Here is a 20,407-nt window from a genome sequence, read left to right as displayed (position 1 = left end):
GCCGGGGTCTTTAAAACCCTGTGGCTCCAAGGCAAGCGGCCCCGTGACGTTGGGAGACGTGCCGGGGCTTTTCAATTTCCGCCAGAATTGCTAATTGGGAGTGCGTTCAACGGTTTCTGATCATTTCGTGAACGCTCGGCCCCAGCACCCCCGTGTTGGGGCTTTTCTTTTGCCTTGACCACCCGCCGCGCCTCTGCCAGCTTGCGGCAAAGGGGCTTACATGCGGACAATCTTCATAATCATCAGTTGGATAGCTGTGGCGGTATTTGCCGCGTATCTCGCTGGCGTTCGCGTGATTGTCATTCAACCACTCAAAGGAATGCCGAGCGGCGGTACTGCTATTGTCTGGGGAATATCCGGCTATCGTCTAATAGACAGCCCTGACGCTAAATGTCGAAGAGACGAAGGGGCTGAAAATATTTATTGCCGGATCGCGGTAATGAAGGACGTTGCAGAAAACGGCAAAGTTCTGTTCAGGCTTCCGTACAGTGGTTTCTTAGAACAGGTATCAGATTGGTAGGCGGGTTTATGGGCGAATTTAGTCTTGAGATAGCAGAAACTTCTTTATGTGAGCAGTGCGAGACGGAATTAGAAATAAGCATTCCGTCTTGTACCAATTGTGGCGCCAATACCTATAGACGAACTTTTCCTGACTTTATCTCAGCTTTAGAACACTTTCATCTCCAAGACGCTCGATATGGTGGCTTAGTTTTAGGGCGAACAGGACCTGAAGATGACATCCCGATGTATACTTATGCAGGAAAAGGTATTTATGCCTTGGCCGGCTTAATGCAAGGTGGGGAATATATCTTATCTCAGGCTGCAACACTGAAGTACATGGAGCGCCTCCATGAAATTAACAGTGAAAAGGGTGAGCACTTAATTCCATTCTACCCGATGAATACCGAATATAGCTCTATCATCAATACGAATTTCATGCCCTACATGGGTGGGCTTTGGATTAGTGGGAGACAATTCGTAATCAATCGAGTTGCTACACAACGGCACTACGCAGAGTTGGAACACCTGAACTGGGAAGCAAATCAAGATCTTGCCTCCCAAAATCCGATAGTGGAAACCTAAGCCGCCTGCTTGAACATGTAGTCGAAAACAATTGGCGTGAGTTCTTTTGGTTGCCAACGACCACTGACGAGCCGCGCCATTTTCTCCCGACAATACGCGCCACAGTACCGTGCATTTGCAGCTTTACTGCTGAATGCCTTGAAACAGAACTCGCACTTATGGTCATAGACCTTTGTTGAACCATGTTCGTATTTGCATTCATTGGAACAGAAAAGCCGGTCGCGCCTGTCTGGTTGAAATGACTTTCCGCATTCCTTGCAGTTGCGAACGGGAACAATCCGCCTTGCATCGTTTCGGCATTTGACCGAGCAATAAATCTGCTTGCCACCATTGCCCCCCAGAGATGCAGGATGGAAGCTTGTGAGACAATGCGCACACGCCCTTAATTCCGTCCTGCTACGGGATATGATGCGATAGGCTGAATTGCCAATCTCGGTTTGCTGGTAATGACGCTCGAATTGCCGATGCTCTAAAGCTGATCGTGCGCAAACTTCCGAGCAGAACCTATCTTTGCGCGTTCCAGAATAGGCTTCCTCCGGTAAGTCCATAAAGCACCACAGGCAGTTTTCGCGTGGCGTGGTGTACCAAGCTTGCGCCTGATCCCATGTTGGCCGCTTTGCCCCCAGACGATGAAAAGCCTCGTTGATCAAGCCCTCTGCCTCAAGATCGGCTTTGTTCCATCCGTGCCCTTTCATGCACAATGCCGAACGCAATCCGGCTCTCATTGTGCCTTCATGCTCGAACGGTGACGAACGCCAGTCCCGCAAGGCGTCCATGATTTCGCCTATGCGTGTTTCTCTGGCTTCACCATTGAATATCTTGCCCGATGAGCGCCCTTTCTTGATCCTCATCCGAACACCGCGTCAAACAGTTCAGGAGTGAGTTCCTGTTGTGAGATTGTCGGTGTTGTCTTCACGCCGCTGCGTTCCCGCTCACGTCTTGAATAGAAGTCATCCGTATAGGCAGCATCCATCAGTCTGAGAACTGCCACGTGGTCGGGCGACATGTTCCAGCGATGCAAACGGGCATAGGCTTCAATATCCGCGTAGGTGATCGGATTTGGCCCGTTCTGATGCCATGTGCGGGCGGCGTTCAAATCCATAAACCAGCCCCAGACCAGTGAGCCACCGGGCGGCACTGGAACCGATTTGGACGATGCGAGCGCTTGCTTGATTGCAGCGACCATAGCTTGTTGAAGGCGATTAACTGCGCTCATCGGATCAATCCTCTCCGGTTTGCTTCCATGCTGTCGCGCTTAAATCGGGAAGGCCCAGACCTGTCATATCGGGCGATACCCTTCTGGCTCACCTGTTCAGCAATCCCAACCATTTCAGCTTTGAGGTTCATGTTTTCATCAACCGACACACGCACATCAGCGACGTAGGGAACCTTCTCGACCGACAAACCACCGGATGCACCAAGCATATGATTTGGGATCACCTGAGAGTTACGTGGCAGATTGACCAGTTCCGGGCCACGTTCACCGACCAATGCCACGCCACCCGGCGCTGCGTTCGTGCCTTTCGCAAACTTAGGGATAGGCGGGAAATAGTTCGTACCAAAGCCAGAACCGCCGCCGAATATGTTGCCAAAGATGCCTCCAAACCCACCGCCGCCGAATAGAGCGTCAAGGCCGCTATTCAGGAACCGATCAGCCAGACGGCCAATTGCATCAATCAGCACCTCAGTAGCATCGGCACCACTTAGCATTCCAGAAGCAAGCGTTCCGGCGAACTCACGGCCAGCGTCATTGAGTTCCTGCATGGCGGCTTCTGACTTGTTCCAAGCCTCGGTCTGGCGATAGGTGCTTTCAACCAGTGCCTCAATTTGCTTCTTTTCCTCACCCGTTGCAGCGGCACCGGCTTGGCGAAGGGCAATCATTTTCTCTTTCTCAATCGCGGATTTACCGACGAGAGAGGCTTCAAACTGCAAATCTTCGATCAGGGCTTTGACGGCTTCACGCTCACGATCTGCGGCTCTTGCTGCCTTTTCGCGCTCACGATCTGCATCAGACTTCTTGCTGCTGCCGGGCTTTTCAGGCGGTACGTATGGCTTGAATGTCGGACGAAGTGCATTGTTCGCCTTGGCTTCATCCTCGGTGCGCTGGCTCAAGATTGCGATAATCTTATCTTCTTCGGCGTTGAGCGCGTCCATGCGCTGCTTGAGTTCACCGATTTGACCTGTGAGAATGCCGGGCGAGCCGCCGCCGCCTTTTGTCAGTGCATCGCGTTCGGTTTCAGCCTCACCAATTTCAGCAGCAAGGGCATTCTTCTCGCCCATAATCGCGGTCTGGCGGTTTTGCAGGGTGCGGCGCGTCTGGTTTTCAAACTCCCTGAATTTATCCATGAAGTCGAACAGTGCTTGCGCAGCGTCAACAATTGCGCCCTTCAACACAGTGCCAACGGTTGTCGAGATTTGATTGAACTTCTTGTCAATCTCAGCAGCCCTATCAATCCACTCCTTGTCGAATATGCCGCCCATCTTATTGGCTTCATCAATGGTTGCAGAGATACCTTGACGGCCTTGCTCAATGAGCCGCACAAACTGCTCGCCACCTGAACCGCCCAGAAGCTCATCAAAGATGCGGACGCCTGCCGCTGTGTCTTTCAGCTGTCGGGTGCGCTCAATCAGTTCCAGCATGAACGCGGAAGGGTCTTTGATACGCTGCTTTACTTCGTCTGGGGACATCCCCAGACGCTGGAAGCTTTCAGCAGCCGAACCCTTGCCAGTCTGAATATACTCATCAGCGCGAAGGTTTAATTCTTTGAAGCCGTCAATCATGGCATCAATGCCAATCTTGTTCTGATCAGCAACATATCGCCAGCGCTGGAAGTCCTCGACATTTAAGCCGGCTGTTTTGGCTTCACGGTCCAATTCGGCAAAAGACGATGTGACGGTTTTCACTGATGCAGTGATAGCAGCCAGCCCAGCCGTGGCTATACCGCCCACCAAGCCAAGGCCGAATGCCTTGCCATAGCCGCCCACCTTTGTGCCAATGGTTGCGAATGCCTGATTAACCCGGCTTGCGGATCGTTTGGCATCCTGTTCCATCTGCGCAGTTGCAGAACGGCTACCCTTTTTCATTTCCCGATAAGCGGCATTGGCGACACGTTGCGCCTTGTTCATACCTTTTTCGAGTTCATTCACACGTGCCTCAAGCAATACGACGAGGCGTTCTTCGTTCTCAGCCATTAGATAAAGTCCTCAATATTGCCTTTGAAAGTGTCATAGCTTGAGCGTCCGCTGTCGCCTTCTGAGCAACGCGAGACGGCCATTGCAGCAGCCACAGCGCCGTCGATGGAAAGCCATTGTTTGGGTTTCGTGAACTTGGCGACATGGCCCTGATCGTTTCGCTTGACGACCACGTTTGAAAAGCAGTGCCGCAATACCGGATGACCGCCGTGACGGAACTCACCGGCCAGAATAGCCCGTTCAAGCTCATGAATGGCTGGCATCATCAGGGAAGGCACCTGTCGCATGTCCACGGCTGGCAGGCCCATATCCAGCAGCTTAGGCTGCACCTGTCGCGCAAGGTACGGATCGAATGCGATTTCCTGCACGTTGAAGTCTTCGCACAGTTCAATGATTTTGTTTTCGATTGCCTGATAATCGATTGTCGGGCCTTCTGTGGCTGTAATCAGCCCATCATCCACCCAGCCACGATAGGAACCGCCTGACATATCCTCACGCTCATCCACGTTCGTCTCAGGGCAGAAGAACCAAGGATGTACGACATAGCCGTCAGCATCGCGCCAGCAAGCCAGAATGACGGAAAGATCGATTGTCGATGAAAGGTCCACACCGATCCAGCACGGCAATTCTTTGAGGGCATCAAGATCAACGCGGCCTTTTCCTGCATCATAAATATCCATGTCCACAAACGGGTCTGTGGCAGCATCCAGCCAGATGTTGAGCTTTAGCTGTCGAAGTGATTGACGCTCGCCCACGCTGCGCTCTGAGCGTTTGGCATGGCGTCTAAATCCATCAAGGGACGGATAGCCGTGGCGCAAGCCGGGATTGACCTCATGCCAGATGTTTTCATCACGCCAGTCATCATTGCGATCAGCTTCAAAGATAATCGGGAGAATAGACGGATCGTCCACCTCACCACGCGCAACCTTTCGCGCATCCTCGACCACGTCCCACGCAAGATTGTCCTGTCCACGTCCTGCCGTGGTTGCGACAACCAGCAACGGGTTATCGGTCTTATCCAAGCCGGTTGTGAGTGCTTCCCAGAGGTAACGGTTCGGCCAGATATGGATTTCATCGGCAAGGACGAATGCAGGGGTGCGGCCGTGCTGTGTGCCAGCATCGCCCGATATGACTTCGAGAAACGAGCCTTCTTTTGGATAAACAATTTTCTTGGCGCTGTTGTGCGCGTCATAGACACGGGTTGCAGCCGTGACACGCTTGTCAGCCCGGATGATCCCCAGAGCCTCCTTAAACGCGATACCCGCCTGTTTACGGTCTGCTGCTGCGAAGATGCATTCACCTTCAGGCACGCGCTCAGGCCCGATTGTGTGAAGCAACGCAAGGGCAGCGGCTAACGATGTCTTGCGATTGCCACGCGGCAACAGCAACACAACAGTTTTCACCACACGCGAACCGTCTGGATGACGTGGCCCATAGATGCGCCTGACAATCCGCTCCTGCCATTCGTCCAGCTGAAAGGCATTCTTCGGAAGGATGGACTTCGGATGACGCAAGGCGCGAAGGAACTGCACGGCGCGTTCACCGCGTCCGAACGGGTCTTCAATCTCCGAACCGTCATATATCCAATGGGGATAGGTCTTCGCCGTCATCGGAAGCCTTTCTCACGGCTGGGCGCGAACGCGACACAGGTGTTAATCCGAGTTCGGCGGCAAGCTGTCGGGCCGTGGTCATAGCCTTATCCTGTGCGCGGAACAGTGGCGGCTCAAATCCCTCTTGCAGTTTCGCCTCAAGCTCACGAACGCGGCCCATGGCAATGCAATAGTTTTCGAGCGATCCAATATCGCCATTGGTCAAAATACGGCGCTCGATCAGCCCTTTGATAACCCTGCGCCATTCCTTCTTTGCAGCATCAGAGAACCAAGACGGCGGCGATGGAACGCGCTGCATGGCGTCATTGTCGATGACAAGCTGTGGTTTCGTTCCCTTCATTCCGGCCTCCTGACACAGCGGACTTCCAACCCCTGACGGCGACCAAGCTCCTTGACTTCCTTGATGTCGTATTCACCGCCGCCATAAGTGATGCGGTCTTCAGGCGTCACACCGTCAATAAATCGGGTACGAAAAATGATGACAGTCTCGTCACTCGCACCATACGAGCGGATAAATTCCTCAGTGCTTGCCTGCACGATCTGGGCGCGAATGTCCGCGACCTTCGCCCATACCGGGTCTTGACCGCCATGGCCGTCATCTGTGTAACCGTCCGGGCGCTCGACACGTATCAGCCTATCCAGTTTACCGGCTCTCATGCGACCTCCTGAACGATTGCCCTGACAGTCACGACACCATGGCTAAAATCTTCATCGCGAAGAAACAGCGTGTCAGACACAAAACAATCGGCAAAGTGATAGCCGTCCACGGCCTCAAATCGGGCTTTCTTGACGGCTTTGGTTATGGCTGCGGCGATGAACTTTGCACCGATCAAGCCCGTTTCTTTCTTCCAGATATGCAGCGTGTGATAGACGGTCGTCACATCGCGCTCGATATAACCAGCATCCACACCCTGATCGGTGCCAATGGTGATTGACGGTTCGACAACAGGCCGCGCATTCCGGTCCAGAATTTTCATTGCAGGCACCAATGCAGTCACGCCAACGTCTTCACGTAGGCGCTTGAGCAAGGCATCTTGCAGAGCGATTTGTGGGCTGCTCATAAAATGGTCCTCCTGTGCAACCAAAGACGATGCGCGTGACCGGGTTTCTTACGAGCCTTGCGCATGATGCGGCGCACTTGCAGCGTCCACATGAAACCGCGTAGGCGATGAATGAATGCCTTCATCACTTGCCCCAATTCTTTTTCACGGCGCGGGAAATGGCCGTCTTGATTGCCTTGGTTGCCTTCGGATTGCGCTCCCTCACTACGGGCCAGAAGAACGGTTGCTCTTTCGATTTCTTGGTGCCGAACTCGACCAGATGCGCATAGCGCACGTCCTTGTTTCCAGCCGTCACCGCTGCCGTGGTTTCAGGGATGACAACCTCACCGCCCGGCTGCGAATATGGCGGGGTGCTTTCTTCCGGCCCTGTCACGACGATGCTGTCACGCAAAGCACCGCTGACATGAGGGGCTTTCTCCTTCATCTCTTTCGCCATGAGCTTAGCTTGAGAAACAACCGCCTTCACCGCTGCCTCTTTCACCTGTCCGGGAATGGCGCGAAGTCGATTGTTCAAACGTGCAAGTCCACCATCATCAGCCATGTCAGAAGCTCCATTTCCTGAACTCATTGACGATAGGCCAGACACCAAACGGCAATTCCTGCGCAGACACACCAACCAGAACAGCCTCGCGGTTCTCGTACCAATGCGCTGCCGTTTGATAGATCACCTCAACCAATGCAGCAGGCACCGGCTCCTGATCTTGTCCGCCATAGGTTTCAGCCAGTTTGAAGCCAAGCAAGCTTTCGATGTAGCTCTGCGCAGCGACCAGCTTCCGGCGCAACAGATTGTCATCACCCCCGCCCTGATCAGCCGTCAAATTCAGTTGCTCTTTCAGGGCTTCCAGTGTTAAAAACTCATCCATTCCCGAAAACTCCATTTAGATGCTGGCTTGTGCCGTGGCCCCCCCGCCGGTGCCCATGAGGGGTCGAAAGTCTCAGACCAGCCCCCCCCCCCCCCCGGTGTTTCACGGTCGATGTTTCACGGCTCATCATGCTGCCCTCACGATGTTTGATTGCAAAAGCAGACCGAATGACCAGCTAACGACACTGTTGGCCTCGTCCATCACCTGATTGGCTGACACCACATGAGCAACGAACATGCGTCTGGCACCATCTGCGAGCATGATCTGGAATGAATAGGGATCGATGCCATGCTCTGCGGTAAGCATAAGCAACTGGCCTTCGTCTTCATCGTTCTGCGCTGCGACCACTTCCATTGTGTAGGCTGGTCGCGCCACCTTCTGATGATCAGGGATAGGCGGATTGTCTGGGTCGTTTGGATCAGGCAGCGTGGTCGCCATGGTCTGCCACTCGCCACCGATACGACCGAGGCTTGTCAGGCCGTTAACCCTTGTCCACGCATCACCTGCGAAGTCAGACGCAATAACCTGCTGCGCTGTCCATTCCTCACGAACAGTGCCTATTGAGAATGATGCGCCTGACGTTGCTATATGCATGATTAATCCTCAGCGCTGACACGAACGATGTTCGAGTTAATGCCAAGGGTGACATTGAGCTTCATCACATTGTTTGCCGTGTCCAGTGCTTCGGCTGCACTCATCACCTTGGCGATGAATAGACGCTGTGACGGCGTTCCGCCTGCGGGAGCATCATTGAACTCCAACTTGAACGCATAGTCGTGAATGGTCTTCTCTGCGGCGATAATGGCAAGCTGTCCAGCATCGGCATAATCGATACCAAGAACGATTTCCTGATTGCCAGCGTTCCGGGTGCCTTTCAGCTTCTGGGTGCGGCCTTTGCCGATGTCATCAAAGGTGACTTCCGTCGATGTGTCGCCAATAGTGCCAAGACCTTCGAGATTGTTCACACGAACGAATGTCTGAGGCGTGAAGTCTGCCGCAACAAAGTCGTCGGGCTTTGCGTCCAATACACCGCCAATAAACAGCTTTGTGCCTGATGTTGTTACTATAGGCATGATTTGCCCTCGCTAAGTTTGCGCCGCTCCTGTGCGGCTTCGATTGCATTGCAGCTCTGACAGCCGGGACGCCAGTTTGAGCGCACCATGCGAAGATCAGGCCGTGTTCGGATTGATTGGATGTGCATCACTACGGTGGCTTTCGATCCACACCGCGCACAGCACTGGTTTTCAGGCTGGGAAAGAAAAGCCTTAGCCTCTCTCTCCCATTCCCTGTCATAGCCACGCTGGGTTGCATTAGGCCGCTTCTTATCGAAACGGGCTTTGCGCTCCTTTGCTAAACGCAACACTGTGGCGCAAGGGTTCTCACGGGTGTGAGCCTTACGACAATGCTGGCATATCGAGGGAGCGCGGCTTGTCATATCAGGCCACCGGCGCGAGTGCTGGATGACCGAGGATGGCGACCACGCCAAGGGCGATGCTTGTGCCGCCTGCCTTTGTGGCAACCGCACGAACATAGCGCTTACGCTTGGAGCCGATATAACCGATGCGATAAGCTGCATTGGCTTCCAGAGTGGCAGGAGCGCCGCCCAGAATGTCCGCTGCCGCCACATCAGCCCAGCCGCTTGTTCCGGTATCGCTTTCCTGAAGCTTGATACCAAAGTCGCCAGCCGCATCGATTGCGCCGGTATTGACCACGAATAGAGCGCTGTCGAAGCCCTTAAGGTCCACAGTGATGCCATTCGTGTTTGCGGCCACTACTGCCGGGGCAATAGCCTGAACGGCCTTGTTGTCGTGATAAGTGTCTTTCATGGCTTGAACTCCTTAGCTCGCAGCGATCTTGAGGAACTTGACCGCATTGAAGTCGCCAGCACCGCCGCCCACGCGCTTGTAGACGTCGAAGACAATCCGGCCCTTCTGGGTGAGTTCATCACGGTTGATACGGACGCCCTGACGGTCCACGATGACGTAACCCTGACGGAAGTCGCCAAAAGCGATTGGCAGGGTGTTTGCGCCAATGTCGGGCATGGTTTCGTCAATCTCGACGCGCTGGCCGAGAAGCGGGTGTTCAATGCCTTCGATCAGATTGCCAGTCGGTGCCCAGAGATAGCGGCCATTCTCATCCTTGATCTGGCGCAGGCGGATTGCCGTGTTGCTGTTCATCAGGAATGCTGCATTGCCCTTGTATGGGCGGCGCAGAGTGGCAACGAGCTTGATAAGAGCATCGCCAAGCTGGCTATCGGACGGGCTGGCGCCTGAAGGCACATACTGGAAATTGCCCCATGCGCGTTCAAAGTCCTTTTCCTTCGCAGTCGGATAGTCGAGCAGACCACGCGGGGAACCGTCCACACCATCGCCGGTCATGAAAGCTTCGCCTTCAGTTTCAGCAAAATCGTGCGTGGCGTTGTTGATCAGCCAGGACGCAATGTCAGTGGCAGCATCATCGAGCAGATGACGGGTTGCGACAGGAGCGGCATAGAGTTCAGCTACACCATACGAGTGCTTGATCAGTTCAGGGCGAGCCGTGTCCTGTGGACGCTCTTCGCGTTCCGATACCCACTTAGCACCGCGTTTACCCATCGAGTAAAAGCGCTCGTACTTGTCGGTTGAAATGCTGACAACTTCCGCAAGGCCGCGCATAGGCGACAAATCGGTCATCAGTGTGCGAATTGTCAGGTCAACAGTCGGAAGGACGAAATAGCCGCCTTCTGGGTTGTTGTCCGATGCCGCCGCCTTCACTTCAACGTCAGAGCCGGTTCGGGCGAAGTGCGAGAGTGCCTTGCGCTCGATGTCGTTCTGCTCTTCATTGCTCTGCTTACCGCTGATGCGACCAGCCTTCTTTTCGATTTCGTCAAGACGATCAGTGATAGCCTTCACATCAACGCCTTCAACCTTCTTGAAGCGCTCATCAATCGATGCGCTCAGGTCAGACAGCGCCTTGGTGACGATATTTGTCGGATCGTCCTCTTCGCCTTTGAGGGTGATTGCCACGCTGCCTCGCAGCGCCTGCTTCGTGACATGGTTCATGTCAGTTTCTTCCAATCTGCGCGGCTGCGCGTTGAATAGCAGCGGCGATACTCAGCGCCTGAACTGCCGACTTGGCCGAAGTCACCTTCGCGCCGGGATGCATCGGAATTGTCACGAGGGACGCTTCCAGAAGCTCAAGGGATTTGATTGTGCGGCCACCGCCTGATCGGCTGGTCGCCTGCTTGGTGATGAAGCCAATGGACACACCACGAACAGCACCCGATTTGACCAGTGCGCGGACTTCACGAGCGCGGGGCACTTCATCAATCAGCAGCTTACCAGTGAGGTGCAGACCGTCTGATTTTTCCTCTGCGATGTCCCATGTGCCAATCGGGTCGTTCATGTCGTGGCCGAATAAAAGTGGAATGGGCATCTTGGCCGATTTGAACGCACCGGGCAGGATGTCATCGCCCACGCGGTCGGGTGTGCCGAACTTCCAAGCAAGCCCGGTTATCAGGCCGCTATCGTCGGCAATCATCTTTGTTTCAACGAATAGCCGATCCATCACATCACCTCACGAAAGAGAGAGCGGTTGCTGGCAAAGGTATCGACCTGTGCTTCAACCCATGACACGCGCAGCAAGCGAATGATGTTCTTGTGGCTGAGAACGTCGAAGCCGCCATGCTCGTCAGGGATTTCCCAGCGAACAATAAGACGTGCCAAGCTATTGAGCCGTGCGCGTTCACGGTCTTCACCGGACACAGTGCCGTCATGCCGGGTCATTTCCATAAGCTCGTCGGTCATGGCGATACGCGCATCATGAGCCGTCTTGCTGTCAGGCCCGACAATCGTCAGCCTGATCCCGGTTCCTTCGCCTGTGACTGGATCGGTAAGCTCGCATACGCGCCCACGATCCTGTTCCGCCACGTCAGCGAGAATATCTTCAAGCGTCTTCATTCTCATCCTCTTCGGGCTTTTTTGGACCGTCTAAAGCAGGGCCACCGTTGTGACCGATGCCTGGCTGACTGGATCCAGTGTTTGGATTTTCAAAGGTGTCGCCATCATCGACCGGCTCAAGATCAAGCCAGCTACGGGCCTCATTGCGGGTCAGAACCATTGAAGAGCGCAACGAACTGATTGCAGTCGCACGAGCCGTCAAATCGACGTTGGTGAAGTCGTCACGATCAAATCGAATGGCGAATTTCTTTCGCTCATCCTTGTTGAACAGTGCCCGGCGCAATGCGCTTTCGAGTGATTGCAACCATGGCTCAAGGCACAGCTGCAAGAACTGGCGATGCATTTCAGCACTGTTTGACCAAGTGGCTTTTGAAAGGTCGCCAAGCAATGTTGCTGGCAGATTGAAGGCGCGAGCTATTTCCTGCATTTGGAAAAGGCGAAGCTGCTGGAATTGAGCATCAACCGATGACATGGTCATAGGCACCCACTCAGCATCATCATGCAAGATTGCAGTTCTGCCTGAATTGTCAGGGCCTTCCATTTGCAGGCGGAAGGCATCGATCATGTTCTTTGCGCCTTGATCGCCAAGGGGCTTTTTGGTGCGCAGAATACCGCTAGGACGCGCACCACGACCGAACAGCTTTGCAGCGTGTTTTTCCATGACGATAGCAACGGCAATGGCCTCACGGCACAGTGTGACCGGGGATTTGTCGAAGGTGCCTTTGAGATGGATTATTTCGGATGCGTTACGAACAATGCCGTTAATCCGATAGCGGGGCTGCAAGGTATCATCTGGATAATCGACATTGATAAAGCCGGGGCGATACCGGATCATTTCAAGCGGACGCTGGTCAGAGCTGCGCGTGACCAGTGCAAGCCCACCCTGATCACGACAAAGCGCATCAACCATGATCGAACGGATAAATTCAAACCCACTCGTCCAGTCGTTCGCATCGTGGCGCAGAAGGCTTAGAGCCGGATGATCGGGAGCTTCTTTCTCGGTGCCATCGGCGGCAATCTCAACCACCTTCACCTTGAGGCTGGCGGCGGCTTCCGAAATGGTACGGACAGCGGTCGCAACAGCAGGGACGCGCAGAGCAGTCTCTATCGAAACTGGAATGCCGGTCGCAGTCGGCGCACCCTGTCCGATTAGATCAAGTATCTGATCGTCGGTAAGTGCTTTCTTTCGATAAAAGGGCCATATCTTCATGACCCAGAACATGAGCGGGAACGGCTGCGATTGCCATTCCCGAAAATCAGTTAATTGACGGTAAAATCAGTTACTTACGCTATTTCGGATCGTTCGCATTCAGCCAGACAACAATTTCCGTCCGGGTGCAGTAATAACGCCCTGCCTTCATACGAATTGGAGCATCCTTTCTCAAGGCCAATTTTCTCACAAAGTCATCAGACACGCCCATGTATCTCGCTATGCTCGCAGCGCCCCATAGAGCCTCGCTGGCAAGCGTTGAGCGTTTTGGGGTGGTCATATAGCCGGAAGCCCTTGGCGAGCCTCCAGCACCTATCCCTGCCGTCATTTCGTCGTATATCTCCGGGGTGAGTGTCTTCAAATCGCTCTGCTCCTGATTAGCCTTGCTTCTGTCGCTGCTTGGCTGGCTTCGAGAACAGTCAGGCCGAACCGCTGGCGCAGTCCTTCCATGACCGGATGCGGCTTTTCACTGTCAGGCGTTACAGCAAGCCATTGTGCGGCCTCGACAACGCGGGGATTGCTTTGCTCGGTCATGCTGCACCTTTCATCGGAAACGGAATGACGTTTGATTGTGGAACTGGCGGCTCACTATCCCACGCCTTAAAAATATCGGTCGGCTCTGGATAGGGTGGATGATCAGCGATACTTGCAGGCTTTCCATACCTCAATATCCAGTCAGGCAGGGGCGGTAATCCTTGATATTCGGCGCGTTGCTGGATTGACACTGGGGATGATGGTTCGTTCCATTCACGAGGAACAATATGATCTGCGCGGAAGCGAATGATGTCTCGCATAGGCTCAGGATAGAGGTCAGCGTAATGTCCGCCGTTCTGAATGCATTTCACCAAGTTCTCAAAACCGGCATGCTGCAAAGCCATATCAGTTAAAAACGTATTGTTCTGTTTTGCTGCCTTTGTACGGAAATCCGCAAAGCCCGTACGCGGGTTCACCGAAAGAGGAATACCCCAGCCTCGAATACGATCATGCATAAACACCATGAAATCAATTGCATCATCTTCGGTCATTTCACGTCCTTTCTGACCATTTAGACATAGCTCCCGCCCTTTCCGCCTTGAGGTATGGGAAGCAATCCCTTCTCAAGCCCCCGACTATGGGGAGTGCCGAAGCACCGCGTACTAAGTGATCCTTTTCTCTCCGCAGAGAGACCGAGGCATTGTCCCTACCTCGTCCGCCGGTGGATTTTCTCGGCTCCACCACGATCAGTAATGGTCAGGTCGTCATCCCGATGACATCAACCAATCGTTCTCAACCGTTCCGGGGGTTGCCCGGCCTCAAGGCAGCGGATGGAATGGGCACACCAGAGCCGCGTTTGTTTTGTTCCGCATATTCGCTTGGGCTGCGGCAGGCCCGATGATCTTCATCAGCACCGATTTGGTGACAGGCAGGGTCAAGATCGTGAAAAGACCGCCCGTTTGTTACATCACTGCATTTTTGCCACCGGGAACCTCCGAGCAGACATGGTTCGAATGCAGGCTGTAGATTTGAACTTCAGAAACTTCGCTTCCTAATCATTACGGTTGCGAAATATTCATGGGGTTGGTATATTCAGTTTGAAACCGCCGCAGAGGTTTCTCTATCCCAGCGCCGCTTCCTGTCTCGTCAACAGGGCGGCGTTTGTTTTTAGGCGGCGGGTTCTGGTTGAGTTTCAAGAATTTCGATGAGCTTCTCGACTGACTTAGATGCTGCCTGCTTACCGTTTTCGATGCGCCAGACAGAAGGCTGAGAAACTCCAAGTTCGTGAGCCATTTTTGCCTGTGACCAGCCAAGTCGCTCGCGTAGTTCTGAAAGACGTTTATTCATTTGTTTACCGTATTAACGATTAATCCAACAGGTATTAATTCATCTGGTATTATTGGCTCAATGTCAATACGGGTTGGATTAAATGTCGCAAACAAAAGCAGACCGTCTCAGGCAAGCGCGGATTTTCGCAAAATTCCATTCAGCGTCTGAAGCTGCCCGATCTTTGGGCGTGTCCACGCCTACTTACATCCATCACGAAAACGGAACTCGTGATTTCAGTACTGATGCAGCGCGGCTTTATGCACTACGTTTCCATGTCTCTCTTCCTTGGCTTCTGCTGGGGGCAGGAGAGATGTCGTCAACACATATGGAAGAAGTACGTGACAAGGATGCAGAAGTAAGGGACGCGGCACTAGAAGCGGAAAGTCGAAGTGTGTTCGACCTTGGAGCGGGCTATGACGTACGTTCAAGGAAAGCGGCCACACGTTTTAGAAAGGCCGACGCGGTTCCCATGATTTCCCCGTCTTTTAGCCGTACTGACCTCGACGGAGTGAAGGAAGATTTTGTTTGGAAACGCCATGTGGGAGTGACTGAAACCGTAAACCATGAAGTCACTGGCTTCTTTGGTTTCCCTCAGAACTTCATCAAAAATCGATTTGGATCTGATGCGGAAAGCACAATCACGTTTCCCATAATAGGTGACGCCATGTCGCCTTCCCTCAAAAATGGGGACATAGCGATTTTAGATACGGGTATTCAGGACTTCATTGTAGATGGGCTTTATTTGATTAGTGACGGAACCAGTAACCCCGAAATCAGAAGGGTGCAGAAAGTTTTATTTTCCGACCCTATGATGGTGAGGCTTAGTGCGGACGATGAAAAAATATCGCCCTTTGAGGCGCAAGTAGACGCCTTACAAATCATTGGAATAGTCCGAGGGAAAATCACATCGGCCTAAACATTGGATTAAATTAATACATCGTGTATTGACTTGGTTAATCCAAGGTGTATTAATCCCATCAGGCAAATCGCCTGATGGAGAACAACATGACGAAAAATGAAACCTCTGCTTATTCCAGACTTCGTACAAAGACATTGATTGATGAGGTGTGTGATCGCCTCATCGACCTTTGCTGTGAAACGGTACGCGACGAATTGATCAGTGGCGTTAATATTCTGCGGGAAACGGCAAAAGCTAATCCGCAAATGCTCGCTACTCACCGAGCCAATATTATAGGAACCATCCAACACGACGACAGTCAGCTCTCCGTGGCTGCTGCCTTAGAGCAGTACAATCGCCAATGGGATCAGGTGCGCGACCTTATCGAAGGTTCGCTTCACTAATCATCAAACTGATGCGCCACGCCATGTGGCGCTCCCTTCAAGTTGGAGAGAGCTATGACCTCTGCGCGATTAACTGAAACTCAAATGGCTATAGCTGAGCTGGCTGTTGAAAACCGTATCAGCATGGAAGCTTTGGAAAAACTTGCCTTCGAGCGCTATCCAAATGCAACAAATGACGATTTTCTCATTGGCCTGAATGCAGCTGCCGACATGCTTGATGACGGTGCTGACAGGGCTGAGAGGGAGCTTGAGGCTCTTAAACTGGTTTCGACACTTTTCGATGGGATGCCATCGGGTATGACGCTGGAAGAGTGTGCGGTTGCCAAAGCCGCACAAAATGATCCCGTAGCAATATCATACCTCGCATTCATGAAGTTATCGAATGGAGGCGAGCAATGACAGTCGTTCATCCAGCCTTTGGCATCCCGGTTAATCCGGGACGCCTTTCCAGCGTGGTCCGTAAAGTCGTGGGCTTTGGCTTAACTCTTACCGCCGATGACGATTTAAGCCTCGAACTTGGTAATGGTGGCCGTGTGCCAGAATATGACGTTCTGATGCCAGACGATCAGGATTTTGTTTTCTACGCCGCGACTGCTGCCATTTATCAATACAATGTAGCCGATCTGATTGACGCTATCGTCTCAGACTGGATCAAGGACGGCGCACCACTCTAAGCGCCAATTATCGACAATCTGGAGAATAGCAATGCCGACACAACCAAGTCAGGCAACCGCCGAAGGTATGCCTATCGACCGCGCACAACGCATTAAGAATACCGCCGAACAACTCGCCAAGAGCGTGAAGGCCGGGAACGTCAATCCAGATTATGATTTCACCAATCATGACGCGATCTGGCAATGTATGCGCCTGCGCAGTGGCGAGAAACTCACCAAGGAAGAGGCTTACAAAGCCTACACCGATGCACTGATTAATGATTTGCCAGCAGATAAACCGGAGTTGCCGGTGCAGCGAGTAAACAGGCTCGCAAAGGAACTGTCAGCCGCGCTGAACGACATGGACGATCATTATCTGGTCTTGGTCTATCCGTCATCATCGCGTGAATACCCGGTTCATATCTGCCTTGATCGAGACTTTGCCGACCTGATGCAGAAAGCAATCAAGTATCTGGAAGGTGACAAGTGATGGCTGATCAAAAAGAATTTCGTAGCCGGGTTATGGACCTCGAAAGCCCTATTCGTGATGCCAAGAATGCAGTTTCGCTGATGAACTTGCAACTGGATAAGCACTTTACCAGAAGCCACGAGGCTCTCACCAAGCACACAGATTATTGGTATCTGTCCGCTGATGACATTGACGATTTGATCTTCACGGCGAGGCTTTTGAGCCAGTTAGTAGGGAAAACAATCAAAGACTGGGAAGGCGCTTTGGAGGTGATGGAATGATGCTCATCCATTCACTTCGCAATCGGTTCTGGCAGTGGCTTGCCTTGTGGGTCTGCAAACGTGCTGACGCCTCCTATGCTGCTTATTTTGAAAGGTATGATCCCCATGACATTACCCGACTGGACTAAGTCACTGGTGCCGGTCGGCATGGATGACGCGGCGATGCTGCTCGGTGTGTCCAGACGGTTTTTAGTAGACAAACTTAAATCGCACCAATTTTATGAGCGGCGCGGGTCGAAGAAAGTCTTTTACCCGGAACACATAGCACTCTTGCGGGAGGCACTTTCATGTCAAACCTTGAACTTAAAAGCCGAAACGGGGTCTGGTATGCCGTTGGCACAATCGCCGGAAAGCGCATACGAGAAAGCCTTGGCACTCGCGACAAGCAAGTCGCGGAACAAATCCGGGCGCAATATGAAGCGCGGCTCTGGAAAAGTCATACCTATGGCGAGGAAGCAGTAAGGCTTTTTGAAGAGGCTGCAACCAGCTATATGCAGCAGGGAGGCGAGGGGCGCTTCCTTGCGCCGATTATCAAATATTTCAAAGGCCGCGCCATTGGCACGATAAAGCCTGCTGAGCTGCGAACCATGGCCATAGCAGTTTACCCCACGGCGGCGCCTACAACGCGCAACAGGCAGGCGATAGCGCCAGCCAGAGCCGTTATCAATCATGGTCATGATCTGGGATGGTGCAGCCCGATCAAAGTAAAGATGTTCGATGCTCCGAAGTCGAATAAGCACAAGCCGGTTGATCGCGCATGGCTTGATAAGTTCATGGCGCAAGCTGACGCTGACAAGCTGTTTCACCTGTCGGGCATTGTCCTATTCATGAACCAGACAGGCGCTCGTGTGTCCGAGGCTGTGCGTCTCACTGGTGAGCATGTCGATCTGGGCAAGCGAATAGCAATGCTGGAAAAGACCAAGACTGATGAATGGTCTGTGCGCCACCTGACAAGCGAACTGGTCACGCGAATGGCTGCGCTCGGTCTGGCTGATGGTGAGCCGGTATTTCGATACACTGACACCAAGGCCGTTAATCGCCGGATCGTGGCTGTGTGTAAACGGGCAGGGATTGAGAAGCGCACCACGCACTCGGCAGGCCGTCATTCATTCGGTACGAACGCCATGGCGGTGCCTGATGCTGACATTAAGGCTGCGATGGATGCCGGTGGCTGGAAATCAGCAAAGCTGTTTCTGGAAACATATGTGCATAGTCACGATGCAGGTAAAAGCCTTGCTGAGAAGTTCGACAAGCAAACTGGTCTCGTTGGCACAGATTTGGCACAGGCCAATTCAAGAAAAGGCTATCGTTTTGGAAAGAAACGGTAAATAGGCACTCATCAACTTGCCTTGGTAATGGAGAGGTCGAGAGTTCAATCCTCTCTCGCAGCACCAGTCTTTTCCATAACAGAGTCAAAAGTTTAGCGTTTTCCGTGGCTTCCATCAGTGTGGATTGCGATTGAATCGTGCTTTGGCTATGGTTTTTAGGCGATGGCGGATGAGGGGCTCTTGAAACAAAAAGCTTCTGATGCTTGGCCGGACCGGTTTAGAATTCCAGAAGAGGCTTTGGCGTGAAAAGGCGCGGCTCACTGAGCTAGGCATCTCCGATATCGGTAAGAGTCAAGAATTTGCGCAGTCTACAGGGTGGGCTTTGAAAACAATCAAAGTTTATCACACGGGATGGGGCAGTTTGTCCTGGGGCAATTCTAGGTGTTAGAGGCGAGCTAAAGCGTATCCGGGGGGCACAATAACCTCAACTTATAAAATTCATCCATTTCAATTTCTTAGATGAAATATCTGGCGGAGAGAGCGGACTCCCGCCTAGAAATATTTCAGCCGTAGCGCACTGAAAATAAAGGATAAAATACGATAGGTTCGCGCGCCGCGCGTACCGATTTGTGTACCAACCAAGGGGCAGGTCTGGCACCCCTTGGTCTCCATGAAACTTTTAAAGTTTATCTATTGCAAAATGCAATCGCTGATCCAGCCTCTTCATCTCTTCAATGATCTGGTTCTTTTGCTTGTGGTACATGATTACAATAACCAGTATCAGTGGGAAAAATAGGACCACAAAGATCAGCAGTGTGATCCAGAACCAACCATTTGTACTGACTTTCCCATCATATATGTACCTACATTGCCCATTCTTGATGCTCACATCAAGTTTGCCTTTGAAAGATGCTATGGGGTTGAACACTGATGTCTTGACCCGCCCAGATAAGATCAAGCCATTGGAGCCATCCTTGGATTTAACCTTATTGAAAGTGCTGGTAAGCTCCCTGACAAAGATCTTCTCAAAGTCAGCAGCAGTATCAATCTCATTTGTCTGAATTTTACCTGATACAGAAAAATCACTCATTATTATTGTTCCCACATTCTTGCTGATAGCTGCTTCTGCTCAGTGCCAATTGCATTGGTATAAATTGCTGTGACTTCAATGGCTGAATGCCCCATCCACTTAGAGAGCATGTTGAGAGGCACACCAGCCGAGATGGCATTCACTCCATAACCATGCCTGAGCCCTTTTGGAGATGTATGAGGACCTTCTTGAATTTTGGCATCTGCCATGACTGCTTTGATATGCCTCCAGGCAGTGACCCTAGACCATTGCCATAGCTTGCGATTCAGCTTGCCGGGCTTCCTGATTTGGTGGACCAGGTCGAGTGTATTCAGCAGGACCTGTGGGACAGGAACAGCCCTGTAGATTCCAGTCTTTCTTTTTTTAAGGGTTTCAAAAACTACAACCTCATTTTCAAGGTCGATCCGGTCGACAGTGAGGTTTAGAGCCTCAGAAATTCTGCAACCTGTGAAATGAAGGGTTTCACAAAATGATCTGATTTCACCTGTCAACGGCGGAATAAAAACAGGCCAAATGGCGGTGTAAAATCAGGCCAGTTTATGCCGCAATCGGGGAACGTCGGAAGGGCGTAGCCCGACCAGAGT

31 protein-coding genes are annotated in these 20,407 nt (G+C 52.5%); 9 read left to right on the top strand and 22 right to left on the bottom strand.

Annotated features, from left to right (window positions below):
* Positions 1-220: 220 nt before the first annotated feature.
* Together VBH83_RS11945 and VBH83_RS11940 are read left to right on the top strand one after the other, a co-directional pair.
* On the top strand, positions 221-520 hold the full coding sequence (locus tag VBH83_RS11945; RefSeq protein WP_396997859.1) for a hypothetical protein: 300 nt from the start codon (positions 221-223) through the stop codon (positions 518-520).
* Between the two features lie 8 nt (positions 521-528).
* Positions 529-1,083 (top strand): hypothetical protein, encoded by a 555-nt coding sequence (locus VBH83_RS11940; protein ID WP_396997857.1) that lies wholly within the window; start codon positions 529-531, stop codon positions 1,081-1,083.
* Here VBH83_RS11940 and VBH83_RS11935 read toward each other — a convergent pair.
* From VBH83_RS11935 to VBH83_RS11840, 20 genes are all read right to left on the bottom strand, one after another.
* Positions 1,080-1,934 carry a hypothetical protein gene (locus VBH83_RS11935; protein WP_396997855.1) on the bottom strand — a complete coding sequence of 285 codons (855 nt, stop codon included), beginning with the start codon at positions 1,932-1,934 and terminating at the stop codon, positions 1,080-1,082. The genes VBH83_RS11940 and VBH83_RS11935 overlap by 4 nt on opposite strands.
* On the bottom strand, positions 1,931-2,299 hold the full coding sequence (locus VBH83_RS11930; protein WP_396997853.1) for a hypothetical protein: 369 nt from the start codon (positions 2,297-2,299) through the stop codon (positions 1,931-1,933). The genes VBH83_RS11935 and VBH83_RS11930 overlap by 4 nt, the downstream gene beginning before the upstream one ends.
* A complete protein-coding gene (locus VBH83_RS11925) occupies positions 2,296-4,275 on the bottom strand; it encodes a hypothetical protein (RefSeq protein WP_396997851.1) in 1,980 nt (659 codons plus the stop codon). Before VBH83_RS11925 ends, VBH83_RS11930 begins: the two co-directional genes overlap by 4 nt.
* Complete coding sequence (locus VBH83_RS11920; protein WP_396997849.1) at positions 4,275-5,885, bottom strand: terminase large subunit; 1,611 nt, start codon at positions 5,883-5,885, stop codon at positions 4,275-4,277. Before VBH83_RS11920 ends, VBH83_RS11925 begins: the two co-directional genes overlap by 1 nt.
* A complete protein-coding gene (locus tag VBH83_RS11915; RefSeq protein ID WP_396997847.1) occupies positions 5,851-6,225 on the bottom strand; it encodes a phage terminase small subunit P27 family in 375 nt (124 codons plus the stop codon). Before VBH83_RS11915 ends, VBH83_RS11920 begins: the two co-directional genes overlap by 35 nt.
* Positions 6,222-6,542 carry a phage head closure protein gene (locus tag VBH83_RS11910; protein ID WP_396997845.1) on the bottom strand — a complete coding sequence of 107 codons (321 nt, stop codon included), beginning with the start codon at positions 6,540-6,542 and terminating at the stop codon, positions 6,222-6,224. Before VBH83_RS11910 ends, VBH83_RS11915 begins: the two co-directional genes overlap by 4 nt.
* Entirely contained in the window at positions 6,539-6,946 is a 408-nt protein-coding gene (locus VBH83_RS11905; protein ID WP_396997844.1) for a DUF3168 domain-containing protein, read from the bottom strand. Before VBH83_RS11905 ends, VBH83_RS11910 begins: the two co-directional genes overlap by 4 nt.
* Before the next feature lie 124 nt (positions 6,947-7,070).
* The gene (locus tag VBH83_RS11900; RefSeq protein WP_396997843.1) at positions 7,071-7,487 is read right to left on the bottom strand and encodes an HK97-gp10 family putative phage morphogenesis protein; all 417 of its coding nucleotides are present in this window, start codon (positions 7,485-7,487) and stop codon (positions 7,071-7,073) included.
* 1 nt (position 7,488) lies between these two features.
* A complete protein-coding gene (locus tag VBH83_RS11895; RefSeq protein WP_396997841.1) occupies positions 7,489-7,809 on the bottom strand; it encodes a head-tail connector protein in 321 nt (106 codons plus the stop codon).
* A gap of 126 nt (positions 7,810-7,935) precedes the next feature.
* Positions 7,936-8,403: a hypothetical protein gene (locus VBH83_RS11890; protein ID WP_396997839.1), complete on the bottom strand. Its 468-nt coding sequence runs from the start codon at positions 8,401-8,403 to the stop codon at positions 7,936-7,938.
* Positions 8,404-8,405: 2 nt separating this feature from the next.
* Positions 8,406-8,882, bottom strand: a complete 477-nt coding sequence (locus tag VBH83_RS11885; RefSeq protein ID WP_396997837.1) for a hypothetical protein — start codon at positions 8,880-8,882, stop codon at positions 8,406-8,408.
* A gap of 363 nt (positions 8,883-9,245) precedes the next feature.
* Positions 9,246-9,635, bottom strand: coding sequence for a hypothetical protein (locus tag VBH83_RS11880; RefSeq protein WP_396997835.1), 390 nt, complete (start codon positions 9,633-9,635; stop codon positions 9,246-9,248).
* A 12-nt stretch (positions 9,636-9,647) separates the two neighbouring features.
* A complete protein-coding gene (locus tag VBH83_RS11875) occupies positions 9,648-10,850 on the bottom strand; it encodes a phage major capsid protein (protein WP_396997833.1) in 1,203 nt (400 codons plus the stop codon).
* Between the two features lies 1 nt (position 10,851).
* On the bottom strand, positions 10,852-11,355 hold the full coding sequence (locus tag VBH83_RS11870; RefSeq protein WP_396997832.1) for an HK97 family phage prohead protease: 504 nt from the start codon (positions 11,353-11,355) through the stop codon (positions 10,852-10,854).
* Positions 11,355-11,747 carry a hypothetical protein gene (locus VBH83_RS11865; protein WP_396997830.1) on the bottom strand — a complete coding sequence of 131 codons (393 nt, stop codon included), beginning with the start codon at positions 11,745-11,747 and terminating at the stop codon, positions 11,355-11,357. Before VBH83_RS11865 ends, VBH83_RS11870 begins: the two co-directional genes overlap by 1 nt.
* The gene (locus tag VBH83_RS11860; RefSeq protein ID WP_396997828.1) at positions 11,734-12,957 is read right to left on the bottom strand and encodes a phage portal protein; all 1,224 of its coding nucleotides are present in this window, start codon (positions 12,955-12,957) and stop codon (positions 11,734-11,736) included. The genes VBH83_RS11865 and VBH83_RS11860 overlap by 14 nt, the downstream gene beginning before the upstream one ends.
* A gap of 79 nt (positions 12,958-13,036) precedes the next feature.
* A complete protein-coding gene (locus tag VBH83_RS11855; protein ID WP_396997826.1) occupies positions 13,037-13,318 on the bottom strand; it encodes a hypothetical protein in 282 nt (93 codons plus the stop codon).
* Complete coding sequence (locus VBH83_RS11850; protein WP_396997824.1) at positions 13,315-13,491, bottom strand: hypothetical protein; 177 nt, start codon at positions 13,489-13,491, stop codon at positions 13,315-13,317. The genes VBH83_RS11855 and VBH83_RS11850 overlap by 4 nt, the downstream gene beginning before the upstream one ends.
* On the bottom strand, positions 13,488-13,982 hold the full coding sequence (locus tag VBH83_RS11845) for a hypothetical protein (protein WP_396997822.1): 495 nt from the start codon (positions 13,980-13,982) through the stop codon (positions 13,488-13,490). The genes VBH83_RS11850 and VBH83_RS11845 overlap by 4 nt, the downstream gene beginning before the upstream one ends.
* 616 nt (positions 13,983-14,598) lie before the next feature.
* Positions 14,599-14,778, bottom strand: a complete 180-nt coding sequence (locus tag VBH83_RS11840; RefSeq protein WP_396997820.1) for a helix-turn-helix transcriptional regulator — start codon at positions 14,776-14,778, stop codon at positions 14,599-14,601.
* Between the two features lie 82 nt (positions 14,779-14,860).
* Between VBH83_RS11840 and VBH83_RS11835 the strand changes: the two genes are divergently transcribed.
* The 7 genes from VBH83_RS11835 to VBH83_RS11805 all read left to right on the top strand — a co-directional run bounded on the left by VBH83_RS11835 (position 14,861) and on the right by VBH83_RS11805 (position 18,793).
* On the top strand, positions 14,861-15,676 hold the full coding sequence (locus VBH83_RS11835) for a S24 family peptidase (protein WP_396997818.1): 816 nt from the start codon (positions 14,861-14,863) through the stop codon (positions 15,674-15,676).
* An 89-nt stretch (positions 15,677-15,765) separates the two neighbouring features.
* Positions 15,766-16,062, top strand: a complete 297-nt coding sequence (locus VBH83_RS11830; RefSeq protein ID WP_396997816.1) for a hypothetical protein — start codon at positions 15,766-15,768, stop codon at positions 16,060-16,062.
* Positions 16,063-16,146: 84 nt separating this feature from the next.
* Positions 16,147-16,461 (top strand): hypothetical protein, encoded by a 315-nt coding sequence (locus VBH83_RS11825; RefSeq protein WP_396997814.1) that lies wholly within the window; start codon positions 16,147-16,149, stop codon positions 16,459-16,461.
* The gene (locus VBH83_RS11820; protein ID WP_396997812.1) at positions 16,458-16,736 is read left to right on the top strand and encodes a hypothetical protein; all 279 of its coding nucleotides are present in this window, start codon (positions 16,458-16,460) and stop codon (positions 16,734-16,736) included. Before VBH83_RS11825 ends, VBH83_RS11820 begins: the two co-directional genes overlap by 4 nt.
* A gap of 31 nt (positions 16,737-16,767) precedes the next feature.
* A complete protein-coding gene (locus tag VBH83_RS11815) occupies positions 16,768-17,205 on the top strand; it encodes a hypothetical protein (RefSeq protein ID WP_396997810.1) in 438 nt (145 codons plus the stop codon).
* The gene (locus tag VBH83_RS11810; RefSeq protein ID WP_396997808.1) at positions 17,205-17,465 is read left to right on the top strand and encodes a hypothetical protein; all 261 of its coding nucleotides are present in this window, start codon (positions 17,205-17,207) and stop codon (positions 17,463-17,465) included. The genes VBH83_RS11815 and VBH83_RS11810 overlap by 1 nt, the downstream gene beginning before the upstream one ends.
* Before the next feature lie 287 nt (positions 17,466-17,752).
* Complete coding sequence (locus VBH83_RS11805; RefSeq protein ID WP_396997806.1) at positions 17,753-18,793, top strand: tyrosine-type recombinase/integrase; 1,041 nt, start codon at positions 17,753-17,755, stop codon at positions 18,791-18,793.
* A 619-nt stretch (positions 18,794-19,412) separates the two neighbouring features.
* On the opposite strand, the gene VBH83_RS11800 is transcribed toward VBH83_RS11805, so the two are convergent.
* A complete protein-coding gene (locus tag VBH83_RS11800; protein WP_396997804.1) occupies positions 19,413-19,823 on the bottom strand; it encodes a hypothetical protein in 411 nt (136 codons plus the stop codon).
* A gap of 2 nt (positions 19,824-19,825) precedes the next feature.
* A complete protein-coding gene (locus VBH83_RS11795; protein WP_396997802.1) occupies positions 19,826-20,314 on the bottom strand; it encodes a tyrosine-type recombinase/integrase in 489 nt (162 codons plus the stop codon).
* Between the last annotated feature and the right edge of the window lie 93 nt (positions 20,315-20,407).

The sequence above is a fragment of the Ochrobactrum sp. S1502_03 genome, from assembly GCF_044435015.1.
Lineage (GTDB): Bacteria > Pseudomonadota > Alphaproteobacteria > Rhizobiales > Rhizobiaceae > Brucella > Brucella chromiisoli.
Note: the sequence above shows the minus strand (reverse complement) of the source record. Positions and strands in the feature narration are given on the sequence as shown.

Excerpts from the sequence above, each read along its gene's own strand:
- VBH83_RS11910 (WP_396997845.1), bottom strand. The coding sequence starts at position 6,542 with ATGAGAGCCGGTAAACTGGATAGGCTGATACGTGTCGAGCGCCCGGAC.
- VBH83_RS11835 (WP_396997818.1), top strand. The coding sequence starts at position 14,861 with ATGTCGCAAACAAAAGCAGACCGTCTCAGGCAAGCGCGGATTTTCGCA.
- VBH83_RS11850 (WP_396997824.1), bottom strand. The coding sequence starts at position 13,491 with ATGACCGAGCAAAGCAATCCCCGCGTTGTCGAGGCCGCACAATGGCTT.
- VBH83_RS11900 (WP_396997843.1), bottom strand. The coding sequence starts at position 7,487 with ATGGCTGATGATGGTGGACTTGCACGTTTGAACAATCGACTTCGCGCC.
- VBH83_RS11825 (WP_396997814.1), top strand. The coding sequence starts at position 16,147 with ATGGCTATAGCTGAGCTGGCTGTTGAAAACCGTATCAGCATGGAAGCT.
- VBH83_RS11890 (WP_396997839.1), bottom strand. The coding sequence starts at position 8,403 with ATGCATATAGCAACGTCAGGCGCATCATTCTCAATAGGCACTGTTCGT.
- VBH83_RS11840 (WP_396997820.1), bottom strand. The coding sequence starts at position 14,778 with ATGAATAAACGTCTTTCAGAACTACGCGAGCGACTTGGCTGGTCACAG.
- VBH83_RS11905 (WP_396997844.1), bottom strand. The coding sequence starts at position 6,946 with ATGAGCAGCCCACAAATCGCTCTGCAAGATGCCTTGCTCAAGCGCCTA.
- VBH83_RS11885 (WP_396997837.1), bottom strand. The coding sequence starts at position 8,882 with ATGCCTATAGTAACAACATCAGGCACAAAGCTGTTTATTGGCGGTGTA.
- VBH83_RS11820 (WP_396997812.1), top strand. The coding sequence starts at position 16,458 with ATGACAGTCGTTCATCCAGCCTTTGGCATCCCGGTTAATCCGGGACGC.
- VBH83_RS11895 (WP_396997841.1), bottom strand. The coding sequence starts at position 7,809 with ATGGATGAGTTTTTAACACTGGAAGCCCTGAAAGAGCAACTGAATTTG.
- VBH83_RS11830 (WP_396997816.1), top strand. The coding sequence starts at position 15,766 with ATGACGAAAAATGAAACCTCTGCTTATTCCAGACTTCGTACAAAGACA.
- VBH83_RS11880 (WP_396997835.1), bottom strand. The coding sequence starts at position 9,635 with ATGAAAGACACTTATCACGACAACAAGGCCGTTCAGGCTATTGCCCCG.
- VBH83_RS11930 (WP_396997853.1), bottom strand. The coding sequence starts at position 2,299 with ATGAGCGCAGTTAATCGCCTTCAACAAGCTATGGTCGCTGCAATCAAG.
- VBH83_RS11865 (WP_396997830.1), bottom strand. The coding sequence starts at position 11,747 with ATGAAGACGCTTGAAGATATTCTCGCTGACGTGGCGGAACAGGATCGT.
- VBH83_RS11870 (WP_396997832.1), bottom strand. The coding sequence starts at position 11,355 with ATGGATCGGCTATTCGTTGAAACAAAGATGATTGCCGACGATAGCGGC.
- VBH83_RS11805 (WP_396997806.1), top strand. The coding sequence starts at position 17,753 with ATGTCAAACCTTGAACTTAAAAGCCGAAACGGGGTCTGGTATGCCGTT.
- VBH83_RS11800 (WP_396997804.1), bottom strand. The coding sequence starts at position 19,823 with ATGAGTGATTTTTCTGTATCAGGTAAAATTCAGACAAATGAGATTGAT.
- VBH83_RS11925 (WP_396997851.1), bottom strand. The coding sequence starts at position 4,275 with ATGGCTGAGAACGAAGAACGCCTCGTCGTATTGCTTGAGGCACGTGTG.
- VBH83_RS11915 (WP_396997847.1), bottom strand. The coding sequence starts at position 6,225 with ATGAAGGGAACGAAACCACAGCTTGTCATCGACAATGACGCCATGCAG.
- VBH83_RS11860 (WP_396997828.1), bottom strand. The coding sequence starts at position 12,957 with ATGAAGATATGGCCCTTTTATCGAAAGAAAGCACTTACCGACGATCAG.
- VBH83_RS11815 (WP_396997810.1), top strand. The coding sequence starts at position 16,768 with ATGCCGACACAACCAAGTCAGGCAACCGCCGAAGGTATGCCTATCGAC.
- VBH83_RS11875 (WP_396997833.1), bottom strand. The coding sequence starts at position 10,850 with ATGAACCATGTCACGAAGCAGGCGCTGCGAGGCAGCGTGGCAATCACC.
- VBH83_RS11945 (WP_396997859.1), top strand. The coding sequence starts at position 221 with ATGCGGACAATCTTCATAATCATCAGTTGGATAGCTGTGGCGGTATTT.
- VBH83_RS11940 (WP_396997857.1), top strand. The coding sequence starts at position 529 with ATGGGCGAATTTAGTCTTGAGATAGCAGAAACTTCTTTATGTGAGCAG.
- VBH83_RS11810 (WP_396997808.1), top strand. The coding sequence starts at position 17,205 with ATGGCTGATCAAAAAGAATTTCGTAGCCGGGTTATGGACCTCGAAAGC.
- VBH83_RS11920 (WP_396997849.1), bottom strand. The coding sequence starts at position 5,885 with ATGACGGCGAAGACCTATCCCCATTGGATATATGACGGTTCGGAGATT.
- VBH83_RS11845 (WP_396997822.1), bottom strand. The coding sequence starts at position 13,982 with ATGACCGAAGATGATGCAATTGATTTCATGGTGTTTATGCATGATCGT.
- VBH83_RS11935 (WP_396997855.1), bottom strand. The coding sequence starts at position 1,934 with ATGAGGATCAAGAAAGGGCGCTCATCGGGCAAGATATTCAATGGTGAA.